Here is a 24,094-nt window from a genome sequence, read left to right as displayed (position 1 = left end):
GCTAGGAAACAAAAGAAAATATCACTTTAGAAGCGAAAATAGCGGCAATGAGAAACGCTTATTCTGGATACTTTCCATTTTGGTAAGTCTTATTTTTATAGCCTTGTATTATTGGATGAAGGCTTAAAAAAGCGGAAAGCCTGATAAAATCCACTATAATAGCTATTTAAATTAACAATAAACTATGGACAATGAACCATAGACAATTGACTACCAACTAACTAATACCCCACCACTTGAAAGCCCCATTGCAACTCTTTGATTTTAAACAAAAAATAGATTATAAGATAGAAATACTAGCAGGTTTAACAGTAGCCATGACCATGGTTCCAGAATCTTTATCCTTTGCCATATTAGCAGGTTTCCCTCCTTTGGTAGGTTTATATGCTGCTTTTATGATGGGTTTGGTAACTGCTGTTTTTGGCGGCAGACCCGGTATGGTTTCTGGCGGGGCGGGTGCTACAGCTGTTGTGCTTATTGCATTAATGCAGGATCATGGCTTAGATTATGTCCTTGCCGCAGTAGCTCTGGCCGGATTAATCCAAATTCTAGTGGGCTTATTTAAATTAGGTAAATTTATTAGGTTAGTACCACAACCTGTTATGTATGGTTTTGTGAATGGTTTGGCGGTGATTATTTTTACCTCTCAATTTCAACAACTCAAAACCTTAGTCAACGGGCAAGAAGTATGGTTAAGCGGACAAGCCCTGTATACCATGTTAGGTTTAATAGCGCTCACCATTGTAATAGTTATAGGTTTTCCTAAAATTACGAAAGCTATTCCCGCTTCCTTGGTAGCTATTATTGTTGTCTTTATCTTGGTTTTAACCTTGGGTATAGATACCAAAACGGTACAGGATATTGCTTCAGTAAGTGGCGGCTTCCCTCCTTTTCATATACCTCAGATACCTTTTAACCTGGAAACATTAGAGCTAATTTTCCCTTATGCCTTAATTATGGCTGGCGTTGGCTTAACAGAAAGTTTGTTAACCCTCAATCTGGTTGATGAAATTACCCATACCAAAGGAAAAGGGAATAAAGAATGCTTGGCTTTAGGTAGTGCCAACCTCCTGAATGGTTTCTTTTATGGCATGGGTGGTTGCGCCATGATAGCCCAAACCCTTATTAACCTTTCTGCTGGTGCAAGAGCCCGTTTATCAAGTATTATTGCTGCCTTTACCATTTTATTGATTGTTTTGGTAGGTGCTCCTGTGATAGAAAAAGTTCCTATTGCTGCTTTAGTGGGCGTCATGTTTATGGTAGCCATAGGCACTTTTGAATGGATAAGTTTTCGCATCATCAATAAAATGCCTAAACAAGATATTTTTACAGGTATTTTGGTTGCACTCATCACCATTTGGTTGCATAATCTAGCTTTAGCAGTACTTATAGGGGTGGTGATATCTGCTTTGGTATTTGCCTGGGAAAGTGCAAAGAGAATCAGAGCTAAGAAATATATAGATGAACAAGGTATCAAACATTATGAAATATATGGGCCTTTGTTCTTTGCTTCGGTAAGCCAATTTACAGAAAAGTTCGATATCCAAAACGACCCTCAAGAAGTCATCATTGATTTTAAAGAAAGCAGAGTTGCAGATATGTCTGGGATAGATGCCCTTCATAAACTAACAGAAAGGTATCAACAAGCGGGTAAAACCTTGCACTTGAAACATTTGAGTGAAGATTGTAGACGTTTATTAGCCAATGCCCAAGGGATTATTGATGTAAATATTCTGGAAGATCCGGATTATCCGGTGATGACGGATAAGGCTTAGTAGGATATTCATCGTATTGGTTAAGATTGATTTAGAAGCTAATCCTTTCTACTAAATTTTTACATTCAGTTCAAGTCGGCCACCAAAACCAAGTTCAATAATTTTTTGAAGTGTAGAAATACGAGCTTCTTTGATGTTGTTCTCAATTTTTGAAATATAAGATTTGGTTGTCCCCACTTTTTCGGCAAGTTGCTTTTGTGTCATTCCTAATTCAATTCTTGTATCGTGAATCAAAGCACCAATTTTAAATACTTCATAACCTGCTTCAAGTTCATCACGCTCTTTTGTTCCACGTTTTCCGTAGTTTGTTTCTTTGAACTCTTCAAGAGTTGTTAAGCTTTTATTTTTCGCTTTCATATTCTGCTTTAATTTTAAGTGCTATTTCTATTTCTTTCTTTGGAGTCTTTTGTGTTTTCTTTTGGAAACCGTTAGCTAAAACAACCAGTTTCCCTTCATCAAAAAAGCAAAAAATTCTAAAAATATCGCTACCTATTTGAACCCGTATTTCATAAAGTCCATCAGTATTTTCAATATGTTTAAGATAAGTTTCTGGAACTCTTTGTAAGTCTTCAAGCAATTCAAAAGTCCAAACAATTTTTGCTTTTACTTTTTTGTTCTGTTTAATAAAGAAGTCTTGAAAGTAGTTCTTATAAAACGTTATACTTCTGTGCTTCTGATTTTTGCTCACCTTACAAAGCTACTAAAGTTGCTCTAAAGTGAAACATAAATTTTGCTTTTTTTTATTCATCAAAAACAAACTTGCCGAAGCAAATGAGTAACACTTTAAAAGTTTATTCATTAGTTTTTATTGATTTTAAGATATTCATAAATTCGCTGAGGCTTCCTTTGATTTCTTTTGGTCTCACAAAAGGAACGATCCTTGCCGGCTATAGAGATGCTAAAAACCATCTAAACACATCATTTCATATTAATTTATTGAAATGCTTACCTAAGGTAGGCAGGCATTGGATCTTAACTTAATCCAAAATTATGTTTTAAGACAATCTACCTCAGCATCCAATAAATTCCTTATTTTTGCGCCCTGTTAAAAGCACCTCAAAAAATGTTAGAAAAAGAAATCAATAAAAGAAGAACCTTCGGAATCATCAGTCACCCCGATGCCGGTAAAACTACACTAACAGAAAAACTCCTTTTATTTGGAGGTGCTATACAAAAAGCAGGAACTGTAAAACGTAACAAAGCCGAAAAAACCGCTACTTCCGATTTTATGGAGATAGAAAAGCAACGTGGTATTTCTGTTGCTACTTCGGTAATGGGTTTTGAATATAAAGACATCAAAATCAATATCCTAGACACGCCAGGTCACAAAGATTTCGCTGAAGACACTTACCGTACTTTAACAGCGGTAGACTCGGTAATCCTCGTAGTAGATTGCGTAAAAGGTGTTGAGGAGCAAACACGTAAATTGATGCAGGTATGTAGGATGAGACATACCCCGGTTATCATCTTCATCAATAAAATGGATAGAGAAGGTAAAGACCCTTTTGATTTACTGGAAGAATTAGAAAAAGAACTTAATATTTCTACCCGTCCATTAAGTTGGCCTATCGGTATAGGACATACTTTTAAAGGTGTTTATCAACTCCACAAAAAATCTTTAAATCTTTATAGTCCTAATAAAAAAGAAATTGCTGATGATGTTATCGCTATTAGCGATTTAAATCAGCCAGAATTAGATCAAATGCTGGGCGAGCATGCCGCCAATAAGCTAAGAGAAGAAGCAGAGCTAATTGAAGAAGTAGCAGAACCTTTTGATTTAGGTCTATACCGCTCTGGTTATCTGGCTCCAGTTTTCTTTGGTAGTGCCATCAATAATTTTGGGGTGCAAGAACTCTTAGATACTTTTATTGAAATTGCCCCTACGCCGCAAGGAAGGGAGGCCAATCTCAGACCTATTGAACCTCAAGAAGCTAAGTTTACCGGCTTTGTATTTAAAATACATGCCAACCTAGACCCTAACCACCGTGACAGGATTGCCTTTTGTAGAATTACCTCGGGTACTTTTTTAAGAAACACTTTTTATTACCATACCCGTTTAGATAAAAAGCTGAAATTCGCCTCTCCTACCAGCTTCATGGCTGATAATAAGAGTTTGGTTGAAGAAGCCTATCCTGGTGATGTAATTGGTTTATACGATGCGGGAAATTTTAAAATTGGAGATACCCTTACTGAAGGAGAAAAGCTACAATTCTTAGGCATCCCTAGTTTCTCGCCAGAAATCTTTAGAGAGTTGGAAAATACCGACCCGATGAAGACTAAACAACTTGAAAAAGGTATCAACCAATTGAGTGATGAAGGGGTGGCGCAACTCTTTACCGTAAATCCGGGAAACAGAAAAATTATAGGTACTGTTGGTGAGTTACAATTTGAGGTCATTCAATTCAGATTGAAACAAGAATATGGCGCTTCTTGTATTTTCAGACCCTTGAACTTCTCTAAATCTAGCTGGGTTTCTGCCACTACACCTGCTGCGATGCAACAATTCTTAAAAGCTCAAGCTTCGCGTATTGGCTATGATAAAGAAAACAGACCCGTTTTCTTCTCTTCTTCACAATGGGATTTAGAATATACCGCCAAACAGTTCCCAGAAATCAGTTTCCACGATACTTCAGAATGGGACAGGATTTAGAGAAGCTGAAGGCTTTTTCTTAGACAAATTATCATCTTAGTCCAAGGTTTAAATCTGGATTATAGGATAAATTTTATTGATGCTTGTTCAATATTTTGAATAAATTTAAATTTATGTAGTTTAGGTATATGTTCGACAGCAATCTTGGCTATCAATTAGTTCAAATCCGTAATAATAAATATCATACTCATGAATCCTATTTAAAAGAATTTATTTATAAGTTTTACTCTCATAACAGCCGTTGTTGTATAAAATATATTGTCTCCATAAAAGAATATCCCCAAAAACTACTGACTTTAGATTACTACCCTAAAGTGAAATTAACACCTAAAATTAACTCAAGAGACAGCATACAAGATTTACGATATAGAATGCTTACTAAACAAAACTCTTTTGGTAATATAGGAGGCACAATATTAGATATTATGGTCGATTTACGTCAACGTTTTGATATCCATACATGGGGCTTTATCGCTGCTAATCTAATTTATGAAACAAGTAATGAAAACAACAAGCGTTATAAAACGTATAAAGAAATATTAAGAAGGTCATTTAAAGATAAATATACAGTTTTTGGGAATAAAAAAAATAGCGCTATCTTCGTAGTACCCATAGAAAGAGAAAAAGAGCATATTAAAATTGTAAAGCATTATGAAAGGATTTTCGCAGAAACCAACTAACTGTAAGCCTAGTAATGTTTCTCCTAGAAATAAACAGTTCTCACATCCAAAAAGTTCTTCTTGGGCAAAAAAAGAAATTTCTACAAGTAGATTTAAAGGGATGTCAGAAGATTTAGAAATAGTACCTCCTTTACATATCCCTGGCTATAAATCTAGAGGATAACTAACCTCAATCAAAAACAGGAATAACATCGGCGGCACTTATATTCAGAATCAAAGACTGACCTAAAGCATCCAATCTTAGGACAACTCTTTGTTGTTGTTTCCATGATATGAGTTCTGCTTCATAGCCTTTTAATTTTCCTGAGATGATTTTAACTTTTTGTCCTTTTTCTAATAGATCGAATGTAATTTCAGGATCTGCTTGTCCGCTTAAATAATTTTGTAGCATTTGGATTTGCTTCTCAGGTATACTGGCAATTTGCCTCGAGAAATAAATAAACCTAACCACGCCATAGGTTTGAATAACCTGGTCGTACTCTTTATTCGAAATACAAACAAATAAATAAGATTTAAACAAGGGTTCTTCTACCCACTTTTTCCTATCACTCCACTGCTTTAAAGTTTTTTGTAAAGGTAGGTATACCTGAATTCCTCTTTTGACAAGACTTTCTGCTGTTTTCTTCTCACTTCTTGGATGAGTATACACTGGATACCAACGATAAAGTTCATCTAATTTAGACATACTGAGCTACGGAATAATATATGTTAAAGATAACAGAAAAGAATGGATTGTTAGTTTTTTTCAAGTTGTAGGTTATAAATTTCAGGTTCTAGCTAGATTTAATCTCGTTTATAGCCCAAGGTTTAAACCTTGGGCTATATGGGCCACATCCTCTTGCGCTCGTTTGTAACGAGGGCTTTATATGGGGTAGCGATTGTATCGGTTATTTTGTTTTCCTCCCCCTAAACCCCCTTTAAAGGGATACCTTGCAAATGGGTTTTTAAAAGTAGAAAGTAAAAAGTACCAAGTAAAAAGATTGAATAACCTTTAAATTGATCTCGTTCGTTTATAGCCCAAGGTTTAAACCTTGGGCTATATGGACCATATCCTATTACGCTCGTTTGTAACCAATACTTAGTATGCATCAGGTAATTGGCAGAACAGGTAAAAACAACGATCAACTGTTCCCCTTACTTCCAGAAATAATTCACTTTAAAATCTTTTCTATATTTAATGCGGATGAGAACTGTGGTTAACCAGTTGATTAAAATGCAAATACCTAGGAAAACAAAAATCAAAACAAAGTTCCCCCACTCTTTAAACATCAAAACCAGATAGATAAAAATAAGATTGGTTAATACAATAATGAAGGTAGCTTGTAAATGTGTGAATCCTAAAGAAAGGATACGGTGGTGAATATGATTCCTATCTGCCTGAAATGGAGATTTTCTTTGCAATACCCGCAAAGTAAAAACCCTAAAAGTATCAAACAAAGGAATAATTAAAACCGCAACTACAGTAGCAGGGGCAGAAGCAAAAATAGGGTCGTAGTTTTCTTCTGAAAATTTATTCAATTCAATAAATTTAATCCCTAAGACTACAGAAATTAAGCCGATTAATAAACTGCCTGTATCTCCCATAAAAATACGTGAAGGCGTATAATTATAATAAAGGAAACCAGCTAAAGCCCCAACCATACTGAATGCTAAAGTTGCCAACTCGTCTTGCCCCATGTGTAAAAACATGATACCAAAGGTCAAATTAACAATCAGCCCAAGAGTACCCGCCAAGCCGTCTATCCCATCTATCAGATTAAAAGCATTCACCATAAACATGATGGTGGTAATCGACAATACGGTACTCGTGAAAAAGTCAATCTCCTGAAGCCCCAAAACCCCATACATACTGGTTAAACGCACATTCCCTAGAAACACCATCATGGCAGCAACCAAGAATTGTATAAAAAATTTAGTGCCTGGTGCCGATCCTGCTAAATCATCTTTCAAACCTATGGCAAAAAGCATGATACAGGCAGTTAAGAGAATATTAGTAGGTAAAAAGGCATCGTATTTAGCAAATAATAAAGACACAATGGTGAAACTACAAAATATACCTACCCCACCCAATCTGGATATACTAGCATCATGTGTCTTCCTTTCCTGATGAAAATCATCATAGAGTTTACGTTCCCTAGCAACAAACATGATTGAAGGAATGGCTACAAAACTGACTAATCCCGAAAAAAGGATAATCATTAAGTAATAAAAATCAGTAATGGCGAAGTCTAACAGCATATTTTAATCAGCATCTAAAGATAGTAATTATTTTAAAAACTGCTTGAGTTTACGTAAAGGCTTCCATAAAGATGCAAATAAAGGATATGAAATTCCATTAACTTTCATAGCCTGTCTATCTTCTTGATTTGCCCGCCATCTATTCCTCCAAGAAACATTACTAACACCTCCTACCCGCATTTTTACCAAAACCTCAGGGATATAAGCTGTTTTGATTTGGTACCGATATAAGAATCTTAAAATTAAATCATAATCCGCTGCCGAGCGGTATTGCAAATCATAAGCTCCATATTTTTGGAAACATGCTTTACGGATAAACAAAGTAGGATGAGGCGGCATCCAACCCCAGTTTAACTTCTTTGAACTGGAAGCTCCAGACACCCAATTCCTAATAACTTCATCCTTATTTCCCCTTTTTACATATTGTAAATCGCCATAAACGGCCATTACTTCTGGTTCTTGCTCAAAAATTCTGGCTACCTTACTTAATACATCCGGACTTGCAAAAACATCATCAGAATGCAAAACTCCTATGATATCACCTTTTGCTAATTGAATCCCTTTATTGAGGGCATCATAAATTCCTTTGTCGGGCTCAGAAATCATTTGAAAGACTTGATGTTTCATTCTTGCCTCTACTTTGATACATGTATCATCCTGAGAGGCGCCATCTATCACCAACAACTCTTTTTCCTGATAGGATTGCATCAGAAAAGAATCCAATGCGTCTTCAATAAGAGCGGCCGAATTATAAGTAGATGTGATGATACTGATGAGCATGTGTTTTAACAATTTAGCTCAAAGCAAAGGATTTTAATTGCAATAATCAATATCTGACTTAGATTTTGCTGAGTTTTGCCGAGTTTTGCCGCCATTTGCTGGACTTTGCCATGTATGTGAGATAGCTTCACTGCATTCGCTATGACAAAGCGCTTGTCACTGCGAGGAACGTGGCTTCTTTTGTAATGCTTATAGGATTGCCTTGGATGAAGAGATAGCTTCGCTTTGCTCGCTATGACAAAGCGTTACTAGGAACGTGGCTTCTCTCGTTTAACCTGTAAGAGAGATAGCTTCATTACATTCGCTATGACAAAACAATCGTGATAGCTTCGCTGCGTTTGAGATGACATCGCAGATTCAGAAATAAATCTTAAACAACTGAAGACTCTTCTTCTTTGGTTTTTCTGTTGCGATATGCTCTTGCTCCTAAAAGAATACCTCCAACAAGCAGGGCTGAAACCCCTCCGTCTATAGGGACAGGTTCAAAAGGATCTTCAGGATTACCCTCTGGATTACAAAAGGGATCTGTTTCGGGATCACAAGGAATTTGAGCTTGTACCCATTGTATAGAACAGAAGAAAAATATAAAAAATATCAGCTTTATAATAAATGGATACTTTAAAATCATATTGTTACCTTACTTTTTGATAAATTTAGCTGTGCCTATCCTCTCCTCAGATGAGGTGTTAAGCATCTCAACCATATACAATCCACTATCTAAATCTTCTACATTTAATTTTATTTCATCCTCTGTTTTGAAAACAAAAGATTTTTTCACCACTCCATTCATGTCTATGATTCGGAGGTTAACCGCTTGACTATCTTTCTTGATTGTTGATAAAAAAAGATAATTTTCAGTAGGGTTAGGATAAATTTGTATTGCAGCATCTGTTGTAGTAGCTCTCAAATCAGAAAAATCAATGCTTTGTAATTTAGAGAAGCTATGAGTGCCATCTTTATCCGTTTGCTTAATTCTGTAATAATTAACTCCCCTGAAAGGCTTATCATCTACTGATTTATAATTATTGAAGGCTCCGGTAGATGGCTGCGGTTCCACCCTTTTCACCACTAAAAATGTTTTACCATCTGTAGAACGTTCTACCTCAAAAAAATCGTTATATACTTCATCTGCTGTAGACCAGCTCAGCTCTGCCGTTTGTTGCACCTTGTTAACTTTAAAATCAACAAAGGTTAAAGGTAAAGTAGTTATAGGAGCAAAGGCTAATGTAAAACGCTGGTCTCCAAAACTAGCTGCTATATTTTTTTGTATCGCAAACTCATAAGCGCTATTAACATCCGATATCGGAACTGTCACGTTAAGATAATGATCCTTCAACATCATTTGCATACCGCTTATATTTGGTAAATCAGTAAATCTCAATTTCATATTTCCACTTGCTCTACTGTTTACAGATAGCGCCAATTCAGTTTGTCCTTCTGGTAAGAGATTGATAGCTAATGGCTTTTTGTCAGCAGATAAGGTAGCTAAATTAACATCATAACCTGTTATATATCTTGAATCCTGCTCGTCTGCAATTGCATTAAAGCCTTCTCCGAAAGCTACTAAGGTTTCTTCAACCATCTGCCCACTTTCCAAAGCCATTCTGAGGGCTCTAGTATTTGTATTATCCGAACTGGTGCGGCTAAAAGAACCTGTACCTCCACCTGTAGCACTTTGTAGAAAGTATCTTTCTTTGGTAGCTAGTAATCTGGCTGGAGCTTCACTTATATTTTTGTGTGTCTCGCGAAAACGAAGTATCCCACCACCAACTCCAGCATAAACATAAAAACCTTGTCCTGGTTGGATATATCTTGATCCACCATTAGTACCTAGTCCTAGCGCAGCATTATATGTAGCATTAGGCTTGCCTCCCACCACTACTGTGATGGTAGAACCAATATTCGCTGATGATGCTTGTACCGCGTTCCAATCTATGGTAGCCGGATATGGATTACCCGCAATAAATGCACCTTGCATACTTGTTTTAGAAGCATTATAATTGATAGGAATATCAATATTACCTTTATTAACAGGACCAGTATAAGTTAAGGTAACGTTTTCAGGGCTAACAAATGGAGGAATTAATTTCCCCGGATTACTATCTTTATTATTCCTGTTACCCATAAAAAAATACATAAAACCACTACCGCTTGCTAAAGGTGTAGTAATATTAGTTATAGGCACAAAAGGGCTACTCAGAATATTATTGTAGGTAAAAAGAATGGTTGAGTTGCTTACTCCATTAGGTACGGCATCGAAGCCATTAGCTACTCCGCCACTTCCTGTTACAATCATATAATTTTTCAGCTGCTCAAAGGTTCTTGCTCCGATTATGGCTGCATCATTTACTGGAGAAGACATAGATCTCGTACCTCTGAAACCGGCATTAGCCGCTCCACTTATAAAAGACTGAACATTCACATTTCCAATAATATCAGCACTTCCGCTTAATGCTGCCAGATTTGCATTGTTCGTTGCTGTAGCCAATAAAGTTAAATTACCATTCGCATTAAGCACAGCAGGAGAATTTACTGTTAAGGTGTTGCTTACATTTGCTGCACCAGAAATTGTTTTTGTACCACCAGTACTAGCGGTTAGGTTATTAAAAGTACCAGATACAATGGTTTGGCTTGTACCAGCATTAAACTCGACCGTACCTGACCATGTTTTCCCTGCCGATATAGGATTTGCAGAAGTATTTTGTGTTCTTAAAGTACCTGTACCTATAAAACCATTGATAGCAGCTACAGTTAAAGCATTGGTTCGCATATCTAGAAAACCATTTTGTATAGCTAAATTACCGTTTACAGCTAAAGCGCCAGAACGCATGGTAACACCAGCAGCATTATTAATGGTTAAATTGTTAACCGTTGCGGGCAAACCCGTACCGGCTTGTTGAGGCACATTACCATTATAGGTATAGTTTGCTCCTGTACTGAAACTTCTTGAACCAGTATTTTGTATAATACCAGTAGCTCCGCTTGAGGTTATACCATCTGGATGTGCCGTAATTAAAGTAGCACCATTATTAAGGTTAAAATTACCACTTGTGCCATTTAAAACAGAAGTTCCAAAATCTATTATAGTATTTACATTAATAACAAAATCTATCTCGTTATTAAGTTGTGCTGAAACTTCTTTTTGAAAAATCTGAGTAGCATTACCATTAAATACAAACCTCCCTCTATTATTGATATTAGTACTAGATTTTCTAATAATACCGCCAGTAAAAATAAAATTACCAGAAATATTAAAAACAGTACCAACATTACTTAAAGAGCCATTAAAGCTCATGTCAACTACCCCTCCGGTTTGAATATAATTCTTCACAAAGAATGTTCTAGAAGTTGTGGTTGCTGTTGTACGGAGAATACTAGCTCCAGTACTTACAATTTCAAAATTATTTCTTACGCTGAAATTAAATGGCAAAGCAGGTAAAGAATTTATATCTTGATTAGAACAATTCCAAATAAAATTATAAAAGCTAGGATTATTGTCTGGAAATAAAACCGCTGAGGTTGATGTTGTAATTCCAGTAATTCTACAATCCGAACCATTTTCCCATGTGGCTGTAGGAACAGAACCGGAGCTAGTCGTGTAAGCATGTTCATAAACACCTCCGTTAGCAAATGTTAGACGTCCATTGGTTATAATGTTTCCAGCATTCACCAAAGTACCAGAAACTAAAAAGTCATTAATAGCAGTATTATTGGCTACAGTAAGATTAATACCAGAGTTTATAACCACCACACCACCAGATGAAACAATAACATCATCCGCAGAAACATTAGCAATTAAAGTAACAATATTTCCATTTCTAATGGTTATTCTTGAGGCTCCAATGCCAGGAACTAAATCAGCACTGACCCAATTGATATTATCTAAAGAGCTTTCCCATGTGTTTACATCAGTCCATGCACCAGTTTGTTTAGACCTAAAAAATCACTAGCCACCGATGAATAGGTATACTCATTAGCAAATAAACAAATTATAAAAATCAATAAAACAATGATTTTTTTTAATATCATGAGAAACTACTTAGATTAACACAAAACTACTAAATAAACGTAAATATTTAACATATAGATTTTTAATTATCTTTTATATTTGAAAAATCAATACATACACATCAAATCATTTATTTAAGTACGCCCCTCTAAATATAAAATAGACTTAAATTTAAAAGATATTTATTAATATTGAAATTATTTATAATCAGGAAACTTAATGCGTTTGAATAAGCAGAATTTTATATATTTTATATTTTTAATCACTTTAGTAATTACATCTTGTAGCAGCAGACGTAACCTATTGTTTAATACCCAACAGGAAAAAAAATCCCTAATCTTCCCATATATGTAATGCAGGAAGGTAGTGATAGCCTCTATAGCCGCGAACAAGTGATACAGCCAGGCGATCAATTATTGATCAGAAACCTACAGAATGAAGCCCTTATTTCAGGTATAGGCGGCCAAAACAATCTACAACAAATGAACGCACAAAGTAATACTGGCTACAGAGTTGAGACTGATGGTATGGTATTATTACCCGTGATAGGTAAAGTGAAATTAGCTGGTATGAGCCGACTAACCGCTCAGGAACATCTCAATCAACTTTATCGTACACAGCTATTGCAAAACCCTATTATAACTTTAATTATCAGCAATTTACAGGTAACTTTTTTGGGAGAATTTGGCAGGCAAGGAAACTATTTCCTCAATAAGGACCAGATTCATTTGGCCCAAATGCTGGGTGAAGCCGGTGGTTTGAATAACAGAGCCAATAAAAGAAGACTGAAAATTATTAGAGGAAACCTGAATCAGCCTGAGGTCTTCATTGTGAACCTAGAAGATATCAATAGCCTTTCAGACCGCAGACTGATGTTAAGAAATAATGATATTGTTTATGCAGAACCCCGACCAGCTTTTCAGTTTCTGGATCGAATAAATCCGTCTACCTCATTTTTAGGCTTAGGTCTGAGTGTACTTAATGTTTACCTTTTAATATCTAATTTAAGTCGCTGATATGTCTACGCCAAGCTCCATTACTAATCTCAAGCAAGAAATAGATTATACAAAGTTTGCCCGTATCCTACTCAGTAGATGGTACTGGCTGGCAGCTACCACCCTATTGGCTCTATTAATCGCCTATATTTACCTTTGGTATACTCCTAGATTATACAGCACTACCGCTTATATCAAATTTGAGGATAAACAACCCGACTTAACTGCTGCCGTAAGCCTTAACAATTATAGCCGTAGCTATACCAATAAAATTGCTACAGAAAGTTGGACTTTTAGAAGCCAGCAAATTTTACATAAAGCGGTAGATTATATTGACTGGCAAGTGAGCTATTATCTAGAAGGTAGGGTAAGGTCTACCGATTTATATCCTAAAAAACCTTTTGAGATTAAGATTTTAAAACAAGATCAAGAATTTTATAATAAACCTGTACTCATCAGTGGACATGCTAAAGGCTTTAAAATCGAATATCAGCTCCATGAAAAGAATATTAGCATAAATGCAGCGTTTGGGAAACCTATCAGTATTCCTGGTGTGATTTTTTTTATTACTGCCAACCCTGTATTTCAAACGAGTGCGCAATATGCTTTCAAATTTAATTATAAACAGGAGTTTTTCGAAAGAATGGGTTGTGGATTTTCTATCGCTGAAGCCGCTAAATTTTCTTCGGTGGCACAGGTGAGCAAAACAGATCCTAATCCATATTTTGCTGCCGATGCACTTAATGCAATCATTAGGGTGTATCGTGAGAAAGATTTGGAAGACAAAACAGAATCTGCCAAGCAAATCATAGATTTTATTGATAAACAACTGGATAATCTTTCTTTAACAGTTAAAAGTTCTGGCGAGAAACTGAAAGACTTTAAACAGGCTAATAATTTTCTGGACCTCAGTTCTTCTGCACAAAGTACCTTGAGTAAGGTAACACAAATGGAAACCATGAATCGTACATACGATTTGCAACTTTTATTATTACGACAATTACAGCAACAATTAAGAAAAAACGATCAAACCATTAGTCTGAATTTTAATCTGGATGGTGCAGTAGATCCTTTATTAGAAAATTTAATTGTACAGTGGAATGAGCTCATTCAAGAAAGATTGACTTTACTAAGCACCTATAAAGAGCAAAGCAAACTGGTACAGGAAGTAAACGAGAAGCTGAGTATTCTACGGGAATCTGCTAACCAGAATATGCAAGCCAATATCCTACGCATCATTAAACAAAAAGAGTTTAACCAAAGAGAACTGAAAAAAGCTTCTACGGGATTAAACAATTTACCTACTCAGGAAAGACAACTATTTGGTTTACAGCGTGATTATAATATTAATGAAAAAATATTTAGCTACCTTTCTGAAAAAAAACTTGAAGCTCAGATTGGTAAAGCTGCTGTTTTAGCAAGTGCAAAGGTTATTGACCCAGCTCGTCCGAATACGTTTCCTATTTCTCCTCAACCTGCTTCGGTATGGCGTATGGCAATTATCATCGGCCTAGCCAGTGGTATTGGGCTCATTTTTATTGCCCGTTTACTCAACCCTTACATTTATGATAAAGATACTATAGAAAGCCTAACTAAAACCCCTATATTAGGTATGATCAGACATTTTCCAGAAAAAATTGATGCAGAAAATAGTCAGATTTTATCTATTGCCAAACCTAAATCTCTTTTTGCAGAATCGGTACGTTCTGTCAGAACCAACCTGAGCTTTGTTGCCAGTGAAAAAAGTAGTAAGGTCATTTGTGTTACTTCTGAAATTGCCGGCGAAGGTAAATCTTTTGTATCCATCAATCTGGCAAGCTCGCTGGCGCTTATTGATAAAAAAGTAATTTTTATTGCAGCTGATTTAAGACGCTCGAAGGTACACCGTACTTTCAATATTAAAAGTAAACTTGGCTTGAGCAGTTATCTTTCACATCAAAGTGAATTATCAGCTATCATACAGTCCAGCGGACAGGAAAACTTGGATTTAATTATTTCGGGTCAAGTCCCTCCTAATCCAGCTGAATTGATGTATAGTCCACGCTTGCCAGAGCTTATCCATGAACTTAAGCAACGATACGATTATATTTTATTTGATACCGCTCCTATCGGACTGGTTTCAGATGCTTTACCCTTAATCAGAATTAGTGACATCAATTTATTTGTAATCAGAACGGGTAAATCAAAAATATCAGCAGCCTATATTCCCCAACGTATTGCTAATGAGTATCAACTTCATAATACATTCATTATCCTAAACGACTATCGAATGGAGGGTTTATATGGAAGTTATTACAGTACCCGCTATTCTGACAACTATTATGGTTATTATTATGCAGATAATAATCATCATGGTGCTGGTTATTATACAGATGATAGACCACAGCCATGGTGGAAGAAGGTTTTAAAATGGAAAGGATAGTAAGTATAGTGTGGAAAGATGCCTAAATGTTGTGATAGCTTGGAAGGTGGAATGTGGAAAGATGCCTAAAGGTTGTGATAGCTTGGAAGGTTGGAAGGTTGGAAGTTTGAATGTGGAAAGATGCCTAAATGTTGTGATAGCTTGGAAGGTTGAATGTGGAAAGATTATTCTTCTTGCGCTCGTTTGGAACGAGGGCTTATTATGGCTTTTCGATTTTATCGATTGATGTCATCATATTTTATTTTAAATAGCTGTAAACAATAATTATCCGCCTCTATCGCCGGCGAGGCTCGTTCCTTTTGTCGCCCAAAAGGAACCATAATGCGCCGGCTCGAAGATTTTCTTTGAATGTTTCTGCTGAGGCTGGGATAATGCTAAACGAAAATCTTGCCATGCCGGAGTTCTGCGTAAACGGAGATGTAATGCTGCGGCTTGATATGGTGGGGCCTAAAGAGTTTTTAAAAGCATTAAGTCAAAAGATTACCAAAATGCGCCGAAAATTCATCAGGTTTGTAATTATGCCGCCAGTGTCTCTCTCTGGAAGGAGAATGAAAGAGGGAGGATTTTTTTGAGTAAAAAGTCAAATTACGAGCTAGAAGGATTCCTAAATGCTGAGATAGGTTGAATGATTGGAAGGTTGGTTGAAAGTGGAAAGATTATTCTTCTTGCGCTCGTTTGGAACGAGGGCTTATTATGGCTTTTCGATTTTATCGATTGATGTCATCATATTTTATTTTAAATAGCTGTAAACAATAATTATCCGCCTCTATCGCCGGCGAGGCTCGTTCCTTTTGTCGCCCAAAAGGAACCATAATGCGCCGGCTCGAAGATTTTCTTTGAATGTTTCTGCTGAGGCTGGGATAATGCTAAACGAAAATCTTGCCATGCCGGAGTTCTGCGTAAACGGAGATGTAATGCTGCGGCTTGATATGGTGGGGCCTAAAGAGTTTTTAAAAGCATTAAGTCAAAAGATTACCAAAATGCGCCGAAAATTCATCAGGTTTGTAATTATGCCGCCAGTGTCTCTCTCTGGAAGGAGAATGAAAGAGGGAGGATTTTTTTGAGTAAAAAGTCAAATTACGAGCTAGAAGGATTCCTAAATGCTGAGATAGGTTGAATGATTGGAAGGTTGGTTGAAAGTGGAAAGATTATTCTTCTTGCGCTCGTTTGGAACGAGGGCTTATTATGGCTTTTCGATTTTATCGATTGATGTTATCATTTTTTATTATAAATATCTTTAAACAATAATTATCCGCCTCTATCGCCGGCGAGGCTCGTTCCTTTTGTCGCCCAAAAGGAACCAAAATGCGCCGGCTCGAAGATTTTCTTTGAATGTTTCTGCTGAGGCTGGGATAATGCTACCCGAAAATCTTGCCATGCCGGAGTTCTGCGTAAACGGAGATGTAATGCTGCGGCTTGATATGGTGGGGCCTAAAGAGTTTTTAAAAGTATTAAGTCAAAAGTAGAAAGTCAAAAGATTACCAAAATGCGCCGAAGATTCATCCTCTTGAGCTAGCTCGTTAATAACGAGGGCTTAACTTGGTATGGCGATTGTATCGCTTTTTTTAAACACGGAGAGCGCAAAGGACTCAAAGCTGGATGTAGAAATTGCTTCACTGCTTTCGCCTAGTTTGTCAAGCGAGGAACGTGGCAGTCTCTTTTTAACCTTTTGAAGAGATAGCTTCACTGCGTTCGCTATGACAAACAAGGGTGATACCTTAGCTATGACAAATTCCTCTTTAGCTAGCTCATTTGCAATGAGGGCTTAACTTGGTATTCTTCTTGCGCTCGTTTGGAACGAGGGCTTATTATGGCTTTTCGATTTTATCGATTGATGTCATCATATTTTATTTTAAATAGCTGTAAACAATAATTATCCGCCTCTATCGCCGGCGAGGCTCGTTCCTTTTGACGCCCAAAAGGAACCAAAATGCGCCGGCTCGAAGATTTTCTTTGAATGTTTCTGCTGAGGCTGGGATAATGCTTCCCGAAAATCTTGCCATGCCGGAGTTCTGCGTAAACGGAGATGTAATGCTAGGGCTTGATATGGTGGAGCCTAAAGAGAGTTTTAAAAGTAGAAAGTCAAAAGATTACCAAAATGCACCGAAAATTCATCCTCTTGAGCTAGCTCGTTAATAACGAGGGCTTAACTTGGTATGGCGATTGTATCGCTTTTTTTAAACACGGAGAGCGCAAAGGACTCGAAGCTGGGTGTAGAAATTGCTTCACTGCTTTCGCCTAGTTTGTCAAGCGAGGAACGTGGCATTCTTTTTTTAACCTTTTGAAGAGATAGCTTCACTGCGTTCGCTATGACAAACAAGGGTGATACCTTAGCTATGACAAATTCCTCTTTAGCTAGCTCATTTGCAATGAGGGCTTAACTTGGTATTCTTCTTGCGCTCGTTTGCAACGAGTGCTTATGATGGCTTTTCGATTTTATCGATTGATGTCATCATATTTTATTTTAAATAGCTGTAAACAATAATTATCCGCCTCTATCGCCGGCGAGGCTCGTTCCTTTTGTCGCCCAAAAGGAACCAAAATGCGCCGGCTCGAAGATTTTCTTTGAATGTTTCTGCTGAGGCTGGGATAATGCTAACCGAAAATCTTGCCATGCCGGAGTTCTGCGTAAACGGAGATGTAATGCTGCGGCTTGATATGGTGGGGCCTAAAGAGTTTTTAAAAGTATTAAGTCAAAAGTAGAAAGTCAAAAGATTACCAAAATGCGCCGAAGATTCATCCTCTTGAGCTAGCTCGTTAATAACGAGGGCTTAACTTGGTATGGCGATTGTATCGCTTTTTTTAACCACGGAGAGCGCCAAGGACTCGAAGCTGGATGTAGAAATTGCCTCACTCTATTCGATGATTTTGTCAAGCGAAGAATGAAGCAGTCTCTCTGGCTTGCGTTGCCTTCAAACAGTACTTAACATGAGTGAATGATTACATCGTTTTTTACCTACTTACCTTAAATATTCAAGATTTTAATCTCCACCAAAGCCCTAAAACCACCAAGCCTAAGAAAATCATACCGAATATGATTCCAATAAAACTCCCTTTCCTTTCCACTTCCTTTTCTAATGCTTTATGAGTCGTTTTCTTTAGCAACTCTTGTTCTTGCTGATGGGCTTTAATACTACTGCTTTGCTGTTGATGGATAGCTTGTGCTAAACTGTCTTTACTCCTACTTTTATAAACTTTCACTTTGATAAAGCCCGGTCGCTGCTTTAGGCCGCTATCTGGATGCCAATAAAACAGCTCATCCATTTCTAAAACGATACCTTCTTTTACTTGCTGCTGTGTAGCGCTTATCGTACTGCTTTTACTTTGCAGACTATCTTTCAAACTACTTGTCTGTTTGGTCTTTTCTAGTTCTGTGATGAGCTGCTTATATCTAGATTTCTGGCTTGAACAGGCCGTTAGTACAAGCATCACCAATAGTGTATAAAAATTTTTCATATGCCTTCCTTCCTTTCTGTAATCCAATCTGCCACAGCATATAAAGTACGTTTAAGCCTTCGCTTGCGGTAAACTCCATCCCCTTCTCTACTTCCGGCTTCATTGGTATTGCCTTCAACGGTGATGACGATGCTTTCGCCCCATGCATCTATAAAACCACAATGGGCAATACGTTTTTTAGAGGCATACCAGATGCCAAAGACATCTCCTGCCTGTGGCTGTGTCTTTTCTTTCTGCCAAGTATTTTTCCAAATGATACGCTTTGCTGGTAATAAAGCCGGACTCCATGCGGTACGTGGATTGTTGATAGCTGCTTGGCCTAAGCACCAGCTCACAAAGGCGGAACACCAAGGAGCGCCTTTGTTATGACCCGTATATTTGAGATAGCTTTCTACTTGACTACCGTCGTTACGGTTGCTTTTTTCTCTTGTGCCTATTTCTTGGCTGTAGATGTGTTTTAACTTTGTTCTGTTTGCTGATAATGTTCCTGCTTTTACAGAATGGCTATGAGTGTGAAGATAAAGCCATAGAGTAAAAACAAATAGAAACTTAAATAGATGATGATTTTTTGCCATGAGGATAGATGGTTAAAGTGTGTATAAAATTGTTCTTTGGAGAAATTGCCCAATACTGGCCATATATTTTCAATCAGCCACCAGGTAAGTGCTTTAAAAAGCAGGAAAGCTAGAATGGCTAATAGGATAGCACCTAGGATGCCTGCATCTAGCGGGGCGGCATTGCTATCTATTAGTCTTAAAATTGTTGAACTGTACAAAAAAAGAACTAATAAAAATATAATACTAAGTTGTTCTTTATGGATACGGATGGGAATACTGTACACCCATCTTGGAGTTATGTATATACTTTTCATTTTAAATATTGCTTTAGAGTTTTATACTATGCATTGGAAACCTCCGAAGTACTTACTGTTGGATACCGCTTGTCTGTTTATAGCTCTTACAAAGGCGTAACATTCGAAACCTTCATGGAGGCTATTTGGAATTGTAAAATGATGACTTTGTTCATCTTTTCTGAATTTTATAAGCTGTGTTATCCAGCAGTTTTGAATGGCGCTGTAGCAAGCAATAATGAGCTCACTTTGCGTGTTAACTTTTCTGCTATTCCAACTGATTTCGAGCTTATGCTCTTTCAGTTTTATGTTGAGCTTATCAGGTAAACTCATCTTACCTTTAGTGAGAATGAGTTTAGAAAAATCAATAAATAAATGAGGATAAACCCCACCTACAATACTTTTTCTAATTGCAGAACGATTCCTTTTTTGGACTTCAATTTCTTCATTTTCTATAGCTCCCATTTTAAGGACATGAGCTGCTGTGAGTAGAAATTTATTGGCCATTACAAAACGGCTTCTACATTCTTCTTGCCCTGGTGTTGGATGATGATTAGATTTATTTTGTGAAGCTCTTCTTACGATGGTGCCTTTTGTACCCTTACAGAATATAAGGTCGCCTACTTTCCCTGAAAGACCTGCATAGAAGCTGTCTGATTTTATGAATGCCATGATATTGGTTTTAAAATTGTCTGACACCTTGCGATGTCAGACAAATAGATGATTAAAGTTGGGTTACTTGGATGGTTTCATTTTCGGGCATATCATATGCCTTTATGATGATACTTGATGTTGCATAATCAGGATTTGCTACTGTTGTTGCATAAATCCATTTCGATACATCATCTTGTTGGATGGCGTCTCCTTGTTCTATCAAAGCATTAGAGGCGTCTCTGATTTCTACTTTGACAGCTGTAACCATAAAATTATCATAAACAGTTGCTTCTACTTGATAACCTATTTGGCCCGAGTATCCATTATAATTAGGATTGGCCTCAATTTCAGGGGCTTTCTTATAATCTGCAAAAGCTACATTATAGGCGCTTTGACCTGCCTTTGCAGCGGCCTGATATAAGGCTTTTATAGTTAAATCACTGATGGCTGCTTTTGCATACCTTGCTGCTTTGATAAAGCGTTCCCTTACTTCTAGTTGGTCGGGATTTGGATTATCAACCCTGACTTTTGGTCGGTCTGATACGATTGTTTTTCCTGCTCTTTGTCTAAAGACCAGTAAATCGCCTATTAAACCTGATAAACCATGTGTGATGACGTTGTTTCTTGACTTTGCCATGTTGTTAAAATTTTATGTGAAAAAATAAACCTGTCTTTGTGCTGATACCGGTATAACGCTTTGGACACCACAAACCTAAAGCGCTGATTATTAATATCCTATAGGCTAACCTTCAAAAGAACATCATAGAACCTTATGCAACCTTTATAGAACAAAATAGAACCTATTGCTTCTTTCAGCTTTTGCTGCTTCTGAACTAAAAATCTTAGAAAATTCATTTTTTGGTGTTTTCTTCCTTCGGTGTTCCTTCGGATTGCTCTGTGTGATGTATGTGTGATGTATGTGTTTGGTGGTTGGTTGGGTGGTTAGGTGGTTAGTTTGCTAGGTGGTTAGTTGGGTGGTTTGTTAGGTGGTTAGTCCTGATAACCATCGGGAGTTGGGTGGCTATGGTAGTGAAACACATGCTGGTTTTTGAAAGTAGAAAGTCAAATTACGAGGTAAAAAGATGCCTAAATGTTGAGATAGGTTGGATGATTGGAAGGTTGCTTGAAAGTGGAAAGATTATTCTTCTTGCGCTCGTTTGCAACGAGTGCTTATTATGGCTTTTCGATTTTATCGATTGATGTCATCATATTTTATTTTAAACATCTTTAAACAATTGTTATCCGCCTCTATCGCCGGCGGGGCTCGTTCCTTTTGTCGCCCAAAAGGAACCAAAATGCGCCGGCTCGAAGATTTTCTTTGAATGTTTCTGCTGAGGCTGGGATAATGCTACCCGAAAATCTTGCCATGCCGGAGTTCTGCGTAAACGGAGATGTAATGATAGGGCTTGATATGGTGGAGCCTAAAGAGAGTTTTAAAAGTATTAAGTACAGAGTAGAAAGATGCCTAAATGTTGAGATAGGTTGGTTGGAAGCTTGGAAAGTGGAAAGATTGGAGTAGAAAGTGCCTCCTCCTGCACCTCCTCTAAGAGGAGGACACTTTGCAAATGGCTTAGAGCTGCATCTTTAAAAGAAAGAAGACTTTCTATTTCATACGCTTGAAAGGTATACCGCCAGTGTCTCCCTCTGGAGGGAGAATGAAAGAGGGAGGATTTTTTTGAGTAGAAAGTCAAATTACGGTGTAAAAAGATACCTAAATGTTGAGATAGGTTGGTTGTAAAGTATAAAGTACATCAGCAGTAATTCTTACTTTCATGAGCAATGAAATCATGAAGAGGAGAGTCCTTAATGGCTCTCTCCCCATGATTTGATTAAAAATTATAAAGAAGACTTTGTCTATAATGCTCAGGTATCTCTGTGGCTTTGTTCTAAAATTCTTTGGATATGGGATTTTCTGTACATATTTTTTCTGCCCATCCTGCTAGGCTCTATAATTTTTTCACACTGCCAACGGTAAAGAGTACTCCGATGAATTTTAAAAAAGTCTCTTACTTCATAAGCATCCATCCATTCTTCTTCTTGTTCTAATTCCTGTTGTTTATTTAAAGTAGTAAGTATTTGTTGGAGTAACGTTTCTACATTTAACAGTATGTTAATGAGTTTAAAAAATTTTGTCATGTTCTCAGTCATTAAGATAGTTAGTCTTAAGCAAAAGATTTGTTTTCTGATGCTGTGAACTTATATCAGGTAGATTGCTACAGTAATAGCAGGATAATAGGAAAGGGATTGCTGCAAGCTATATAAATCTAAAATAAAAAATATTTATTAAAAAGGAAATAGGTGGAGAAGTACAGAGTCAAAAGTATAAAGTACAGAGTAGAAAGATGCCTAAATGCTGAGATAGGTTGGTTGGTTGTAAAGTGGAAAGATTGAGTAGAAAGGGCCTCCTCCTGCACCTCCTCTAAGAGGAGGACACTTTGTAAATGGCTTAGATCTGCATCTTTAAAAAAAGAGGACTTTCTATTTCAAACGTTTGTAATTATGCCGCCAGTGTCTCCCTCTGGAGGGAGAATGAAAGAGGGAGGATAGTTTTGAGTAGGAAGATGCCTAAATATCCTGATAGCTTGGAAGGTTGGAAAGATTGGAAAGATTGCCTAAATGTTGTGATAGGTTGGAAAGTGGAAAGTAAAAAATGGAAAGAGCCTCCTCCTGCACCTCCTCTAAGAGGAGGATACCTTGCATGTGGGCTTTAAAAGTAGAAAGATTAATTGCGGCTTGTAAAATAGTTTATTTCTCTTCTTGATGAAACCAATTCAGAAAACTGCTTACTTTAGTGCGACTTACCTTGCACTTGACAGGCTCATAAGGCATGAATTTTATTTGAAGATGATAGCTATAATCTTGCTTACGGTGGTAGCCTTTTAAAGCCCATCTTGAATAGATTTCTGAACGGTTTACTCGCATAAAGTCTTGAGCAGGTAGTTTTTTTAAATGCTGCTCTAAAGATTCTGTTGTGTTATAGACGGTTTTGTTGGTTGTGTAGATAGTACCTACATTTCCTCTTTTAATAATCGCTAGTATTTCAATGGCTTTGATATACAATACGCGGTCTCCTAAACTTACCCTCACATCTATTTCTTCACTACTTTGTGCTTTTTTAACATGATAGGCCAAATAATAATGTCTGCATATATATATCAAATTTAACAGTAAGACCTGAATGGTAACAATTTGAAATTCTACCAGCATATAACCACTGGCATCAAAATCACTATCAAAATACCAGAAGTAAAATCTGATAAATAGATAATCAAGCAATAGCACAAACAACACTCCGAAAAGTATTTGATAGCCACCTCTTTTCCATAAATTATCTTCCCAGCTTAAGCGACTATCCAGATATTTAGTAGTGACATGTACCCATTGTAAAAGTGCAGCTGCTATAAAGGTACTAAACAGCATTGCCCAATAGTAATTGTCTTGTTGCATAATTTGCCAAAAAGATTTAGTCTGTGGTACTACCACCAAATAATGAGATACCAACAAGGCTAATAGTAAGCGTACACCTAAAGACAAGTATTTTCCGTCTTTCTGATCCCAAAGATTAATTAATGATTTCATTTGTTG

20 protein-coding genes are annotated in these 24,094 nt (G+C 37.0%); 7 read left to right on the top strand and 13 right to left on the bottom strand.

Annotation, left to right across the window (positions count from 1 at the left end; all coding sequences use genetic code 11):
* The first annotated feature begins 236 nt into the window (after positions 1 to 236).
* Complete coding sequence (locus tag FYC62_RS00825) at positions 237 to 1,775, top strand: SulP family inorganic anion transporter (protein ID WP_149073575.1); 1,539 nt, start codon at positions 237 to 239, stop codon at positions 1,773 to 1,775.
* A 51-nt stretch (positions 1,776 to 1,826) separates the two neighbouring features.
* Here the strand turns inward: FYC62_RS00825 and FYC62_RS00820 are convergent, their stop codons facing one another.
* Together FYC62_RS00820 and FYC62_RS00815 are read right to left on the bottom strand one after the other, a co-directional pair.
* The gene (locus FYC62_RS00820) at positions 1,827 to 2,132 is read right to left on the bottom strand and encodes a helix-turn-helix domain-containing protein (RefSeq protein WP_039454272.1); all 306 of its coding nucleotides are present in this window, start codon (positions 2,130 to 2,132) and stop codon (positions 1,827 to 1,829) included.
* The gene (locus FYC62_RS00815) at positions 2,116 to 2,463 is read right to left on the bottom strand and encodes a type II toxin-antitoxin system RelE/ParE family toxin (RefSeq protein WP_149073574.1); all 348 of its coding nucleotides are present in this window, start codon (positions 2,461 to 2,463) and stop codon (positions 2,116 to 2,118) included. The genes FYC62_RS00820 and FYC62_RS00815 overlap by 17 nt, the downstream gene beginning before the upstream one ends.
* Positions 2,464 to 2,838: 375 nt before the next feature.
* On the opposite strand from FYC62_RS00815, the gene FYC62_RS00810 reads away from it, so the two are divergent.
* From FYC62_RS00810 to FYC62_RS00800, 3 genes are all read left to right on the top strand, one after another.
* Positions 2,839 to 4,425 carry a peptide chain release factor 3 gene (locus FYC62_RS00810; protein ID WP_039454266.1) on the top strand — a complete coding sequence of 529 codons (1,587 nt, stop codon included), beginning with the start codon at positions 2,839 to 2,841 and terminating at the stop codon, positions 4,423 to 4,425.
* 128 nt (positions 4,426 to 4,553) lie between these two features.
* Positions 4,554 to 5,105, top strand: coding sequence for a hypothetical protein (locus FYC62_RS00805; RefSeq protein WP_039454264.1), 552 nt, complete (start codon positions 4,554 to 4,556; stop codon positions 5,103 to 5,105).
* Entirely contained in the window at positions 5,077 to 5,268 is a 192-nt protein-coding gene (locus FYC62_RS00800) for a hypothetical protein (RefSeq protein WP_039454262.1), read from the top strand. The genes FYC62_RS00805 and FYC62_RS00800 overlap by 29 nt, the downstream gene beginning before the upstream one ends.
* Positions 5,269 to 5,274: 6 nt before the next feature.
* Here the strand turns inward: FYC62_RS00800 and FYC62_RS00795 are convergent, their stop codons facing one another.
* From FYC62_RS00795 to FYC62_RS00775, 5 genes are all read right to left on the bottom strand, one after another.
* Positions 5,275 to 5,790, bottom strand: a complete 516-nt coding sequence (locus tag FYC62_RS00795; protein ID WP_149073573.1) for a UpxY family transcription antiterminator — start codon at positions 5,788 to 5,790, stop codon at positions 5,275 to 5,277.
* 449 nt (positions 5,791 to 6,239) lie between these two features.
* The gene (locus tag FYC62_RS00790; RefSeq protein ID WP_149073572.1) at positions 6,240 to 7,343 is read right to left on the bottom strand and encodes an MraY family glycosyltransferase; all 1,104 of its coding nucleotides are present in this window, start codon (positions 7,341 to 7,343) and stop codon (positions 6,240 to 6,242) included.
* A gap of 27 nt (positions 7,344 to 7,370) precedes the next feature.
* Positions 7,371 to 8,123, bottom strand: coding sequence for a glycosyltransferase family 2 protein (locus FYC62_RS00785; RefSeq protein WP_149073571.1), 753 nt, complete (start codon positions 8,121 to 8,123; stop codon positions 7,371 to 7,373).
* A gap of 370 nt (positions 8,124 to 8,493) precedes the next feature.
* On the bottom strand, positions 8,494 to 8,751 hold the full coding sequence (locus FYC62_RS00780; RefSeq protein WP_149073570.1) for a PID-CTERM protein-sorting domain-containing protein: 258 nt from the start codon (positions 8,749 to 8,751) through the stop codon (positions 8,494 to 8,496).
* Between the two features lie 9 nt (positions 8,752 to 8,760).
* The gene (locus FYC62_RS00775) at positions 8,761 to 11,874 is read right to left on the bottom strand and encodes a T9SS type A sorting domain-containing protein (RefSeq protein ID WP_149073569.1); all 3,114 of its coding nucleotides are present in this window, start codon (positions 11,872 to 11,874) and stop codon (positions 8,761 to 8,763) included.
* Positions 11,875 to 12,485: 611 nt separating this feature from the next.
* Here FYC62_RS00775 and FYC62_RS00770 point away from each other — a divergent pair.
* Positions 12,486 to 13,148, top strand: coding sequence for a polysaccharide biosynthesis/export family protein (locus FYC62_RS00770; RefSeq protein WP_149073568.1), 663 nt, complete (start codon positions 12,486 to 12,488; stop codon positions 13,146 to 13,148).
* 1 nt (position 13,149) lies between these two features.
* Complete coding sequence (locus FYC62_RS00765) at positions 13,150 to 15,549, top strand: polysaccharide biosynthesis tyrosine autokinase (RefSeq protein WP_149073567.1); 2,400 nt, start codon at positions 13,150 to 13,152, stop codon at positions 15,547 to 15,549.
* 2,973 nt (positions 15,550 to 18,522) lie between these two features.
* On the opposite strand, the gene FYC62_RS00760 is transcribed toward FYC62_RS00765, so the two are convergent.
* The 5 genes from FYC62_RS00760 to FYC62_RS00740 form a co-directional block, all read right to left on the bottom strand.
* Positions 18,523 to 19,005: a hypothetical protein gene (locus FYC62_RS00760; RefSeq protein WP_149073566.1), complete on the bottom strand. Its 483-nt coding sequence runs from the start codon at positions 19,003 to 19,005 to the stop codon at positions 18,523 to 18,525.
* Positions 19,002 to 19,580 carry a CHAP domain-containing protein gene (locus FYC62_RS00755; protein WP_149073565.1) on the bottom strand — a complete coding sequence of 193 codons (579 nt, stop codon included), beginning with the start codon at positions 19,578 to 19,580 and terminating at the stop codon, positions 19,002 to 19,004. The genes FYC62_RS00760 and FYC62_RS00755 overlap by 4 nt, the downstream gene beginning before the upstream one ends.
* 317 nt (positions 19,581 to 19,897) lie before the next feature.
* A complete protein-coding gene (locus FYC62_RS00750; RefSeq protein ID WP_149073564.1) occupies positions 19,898 to 20,527 on the bottom strand; it encodes a DUF6266 family protein in 630 nt (209 codons plus the stop codon).
* 52 nt (positions 20,528 to 20,579) lie between these two features.
* Positions 20,580 to 21,146: a hypothetical protein gene (locus tag FYC62_RS00745; protein ID WP_149073563.1), complete on the bottom strand. Its 567-nt coding sequence runs from the start codon at positions 21,144 to 21,146 to the stop codon at positions 20,580 to 20,582.
* A 1,226-nt stretch (positions 21,147 to 22,372) separates the two neighbouring features.
* Positions 22,373 to 22,645, bottom strand: a complete 273-nt coding sequence (locus FYC62_RS00740) for a helix-turn-helix domain-containing protein (RefSeq protein ID WP_149074025.1) — start codon at positions 22,643 to 22,645, stop codon at positions 22,373 to 22,375.
* Between the two features lie 425 nt (positions 22,646 to 23,070).
* Here FYC62_RS00740 and FYC62_RS16975 point away from each other — a divergent pair, with 425 nt between their 5' ends.
* Positions 23,071 to 23,220, top strand: a complete 150-nt coding sequence (locus FYC62_RS16975) for a hypothetical protein (protein ID WP_168199343.1) — start codon at positions 23,071 to 23,073, stop codon at positions 23,218 to 23,220.
* A gap of 34 nt (positions 23,221 to 23,254) precedes the next feature.
* Here FYC62_RS16975 and FYC62_RS00735 read toward each other — a convergent pair whose 3' ends face one another.
* The gene (locus FYC62_RS00735; protein ID WP_149073561.1) at positions 23,255 to 24,088 is read right to left on the bottom strand and encodes a LytTR family DNA-binding domain-containing protein; all 834 of its coding nucleotides are present in this window, start codon (positions 24,086 to 24,088) and stop codon (positions 23,255 to 23,257) included.
* Between the last annotated feature and the right edge of the window lie 6 nt (positions 24,089 to 24,094).

This window comes from Pedobacter aquae (genome assembly GCF_008195825.1).
Classification (GTDB): domain Bacteria; phylum Bacteroidota; class Bacteroidia; order Sphingobacteriales; family Sphingobacteriaceae; genus Pseudopedobacter; species Pseudopedobacter aquae.
Note: the sequence above shows the minus strand (reverse complement) of the source record. Positions and strands in the feature narration are given on the sequence as shown.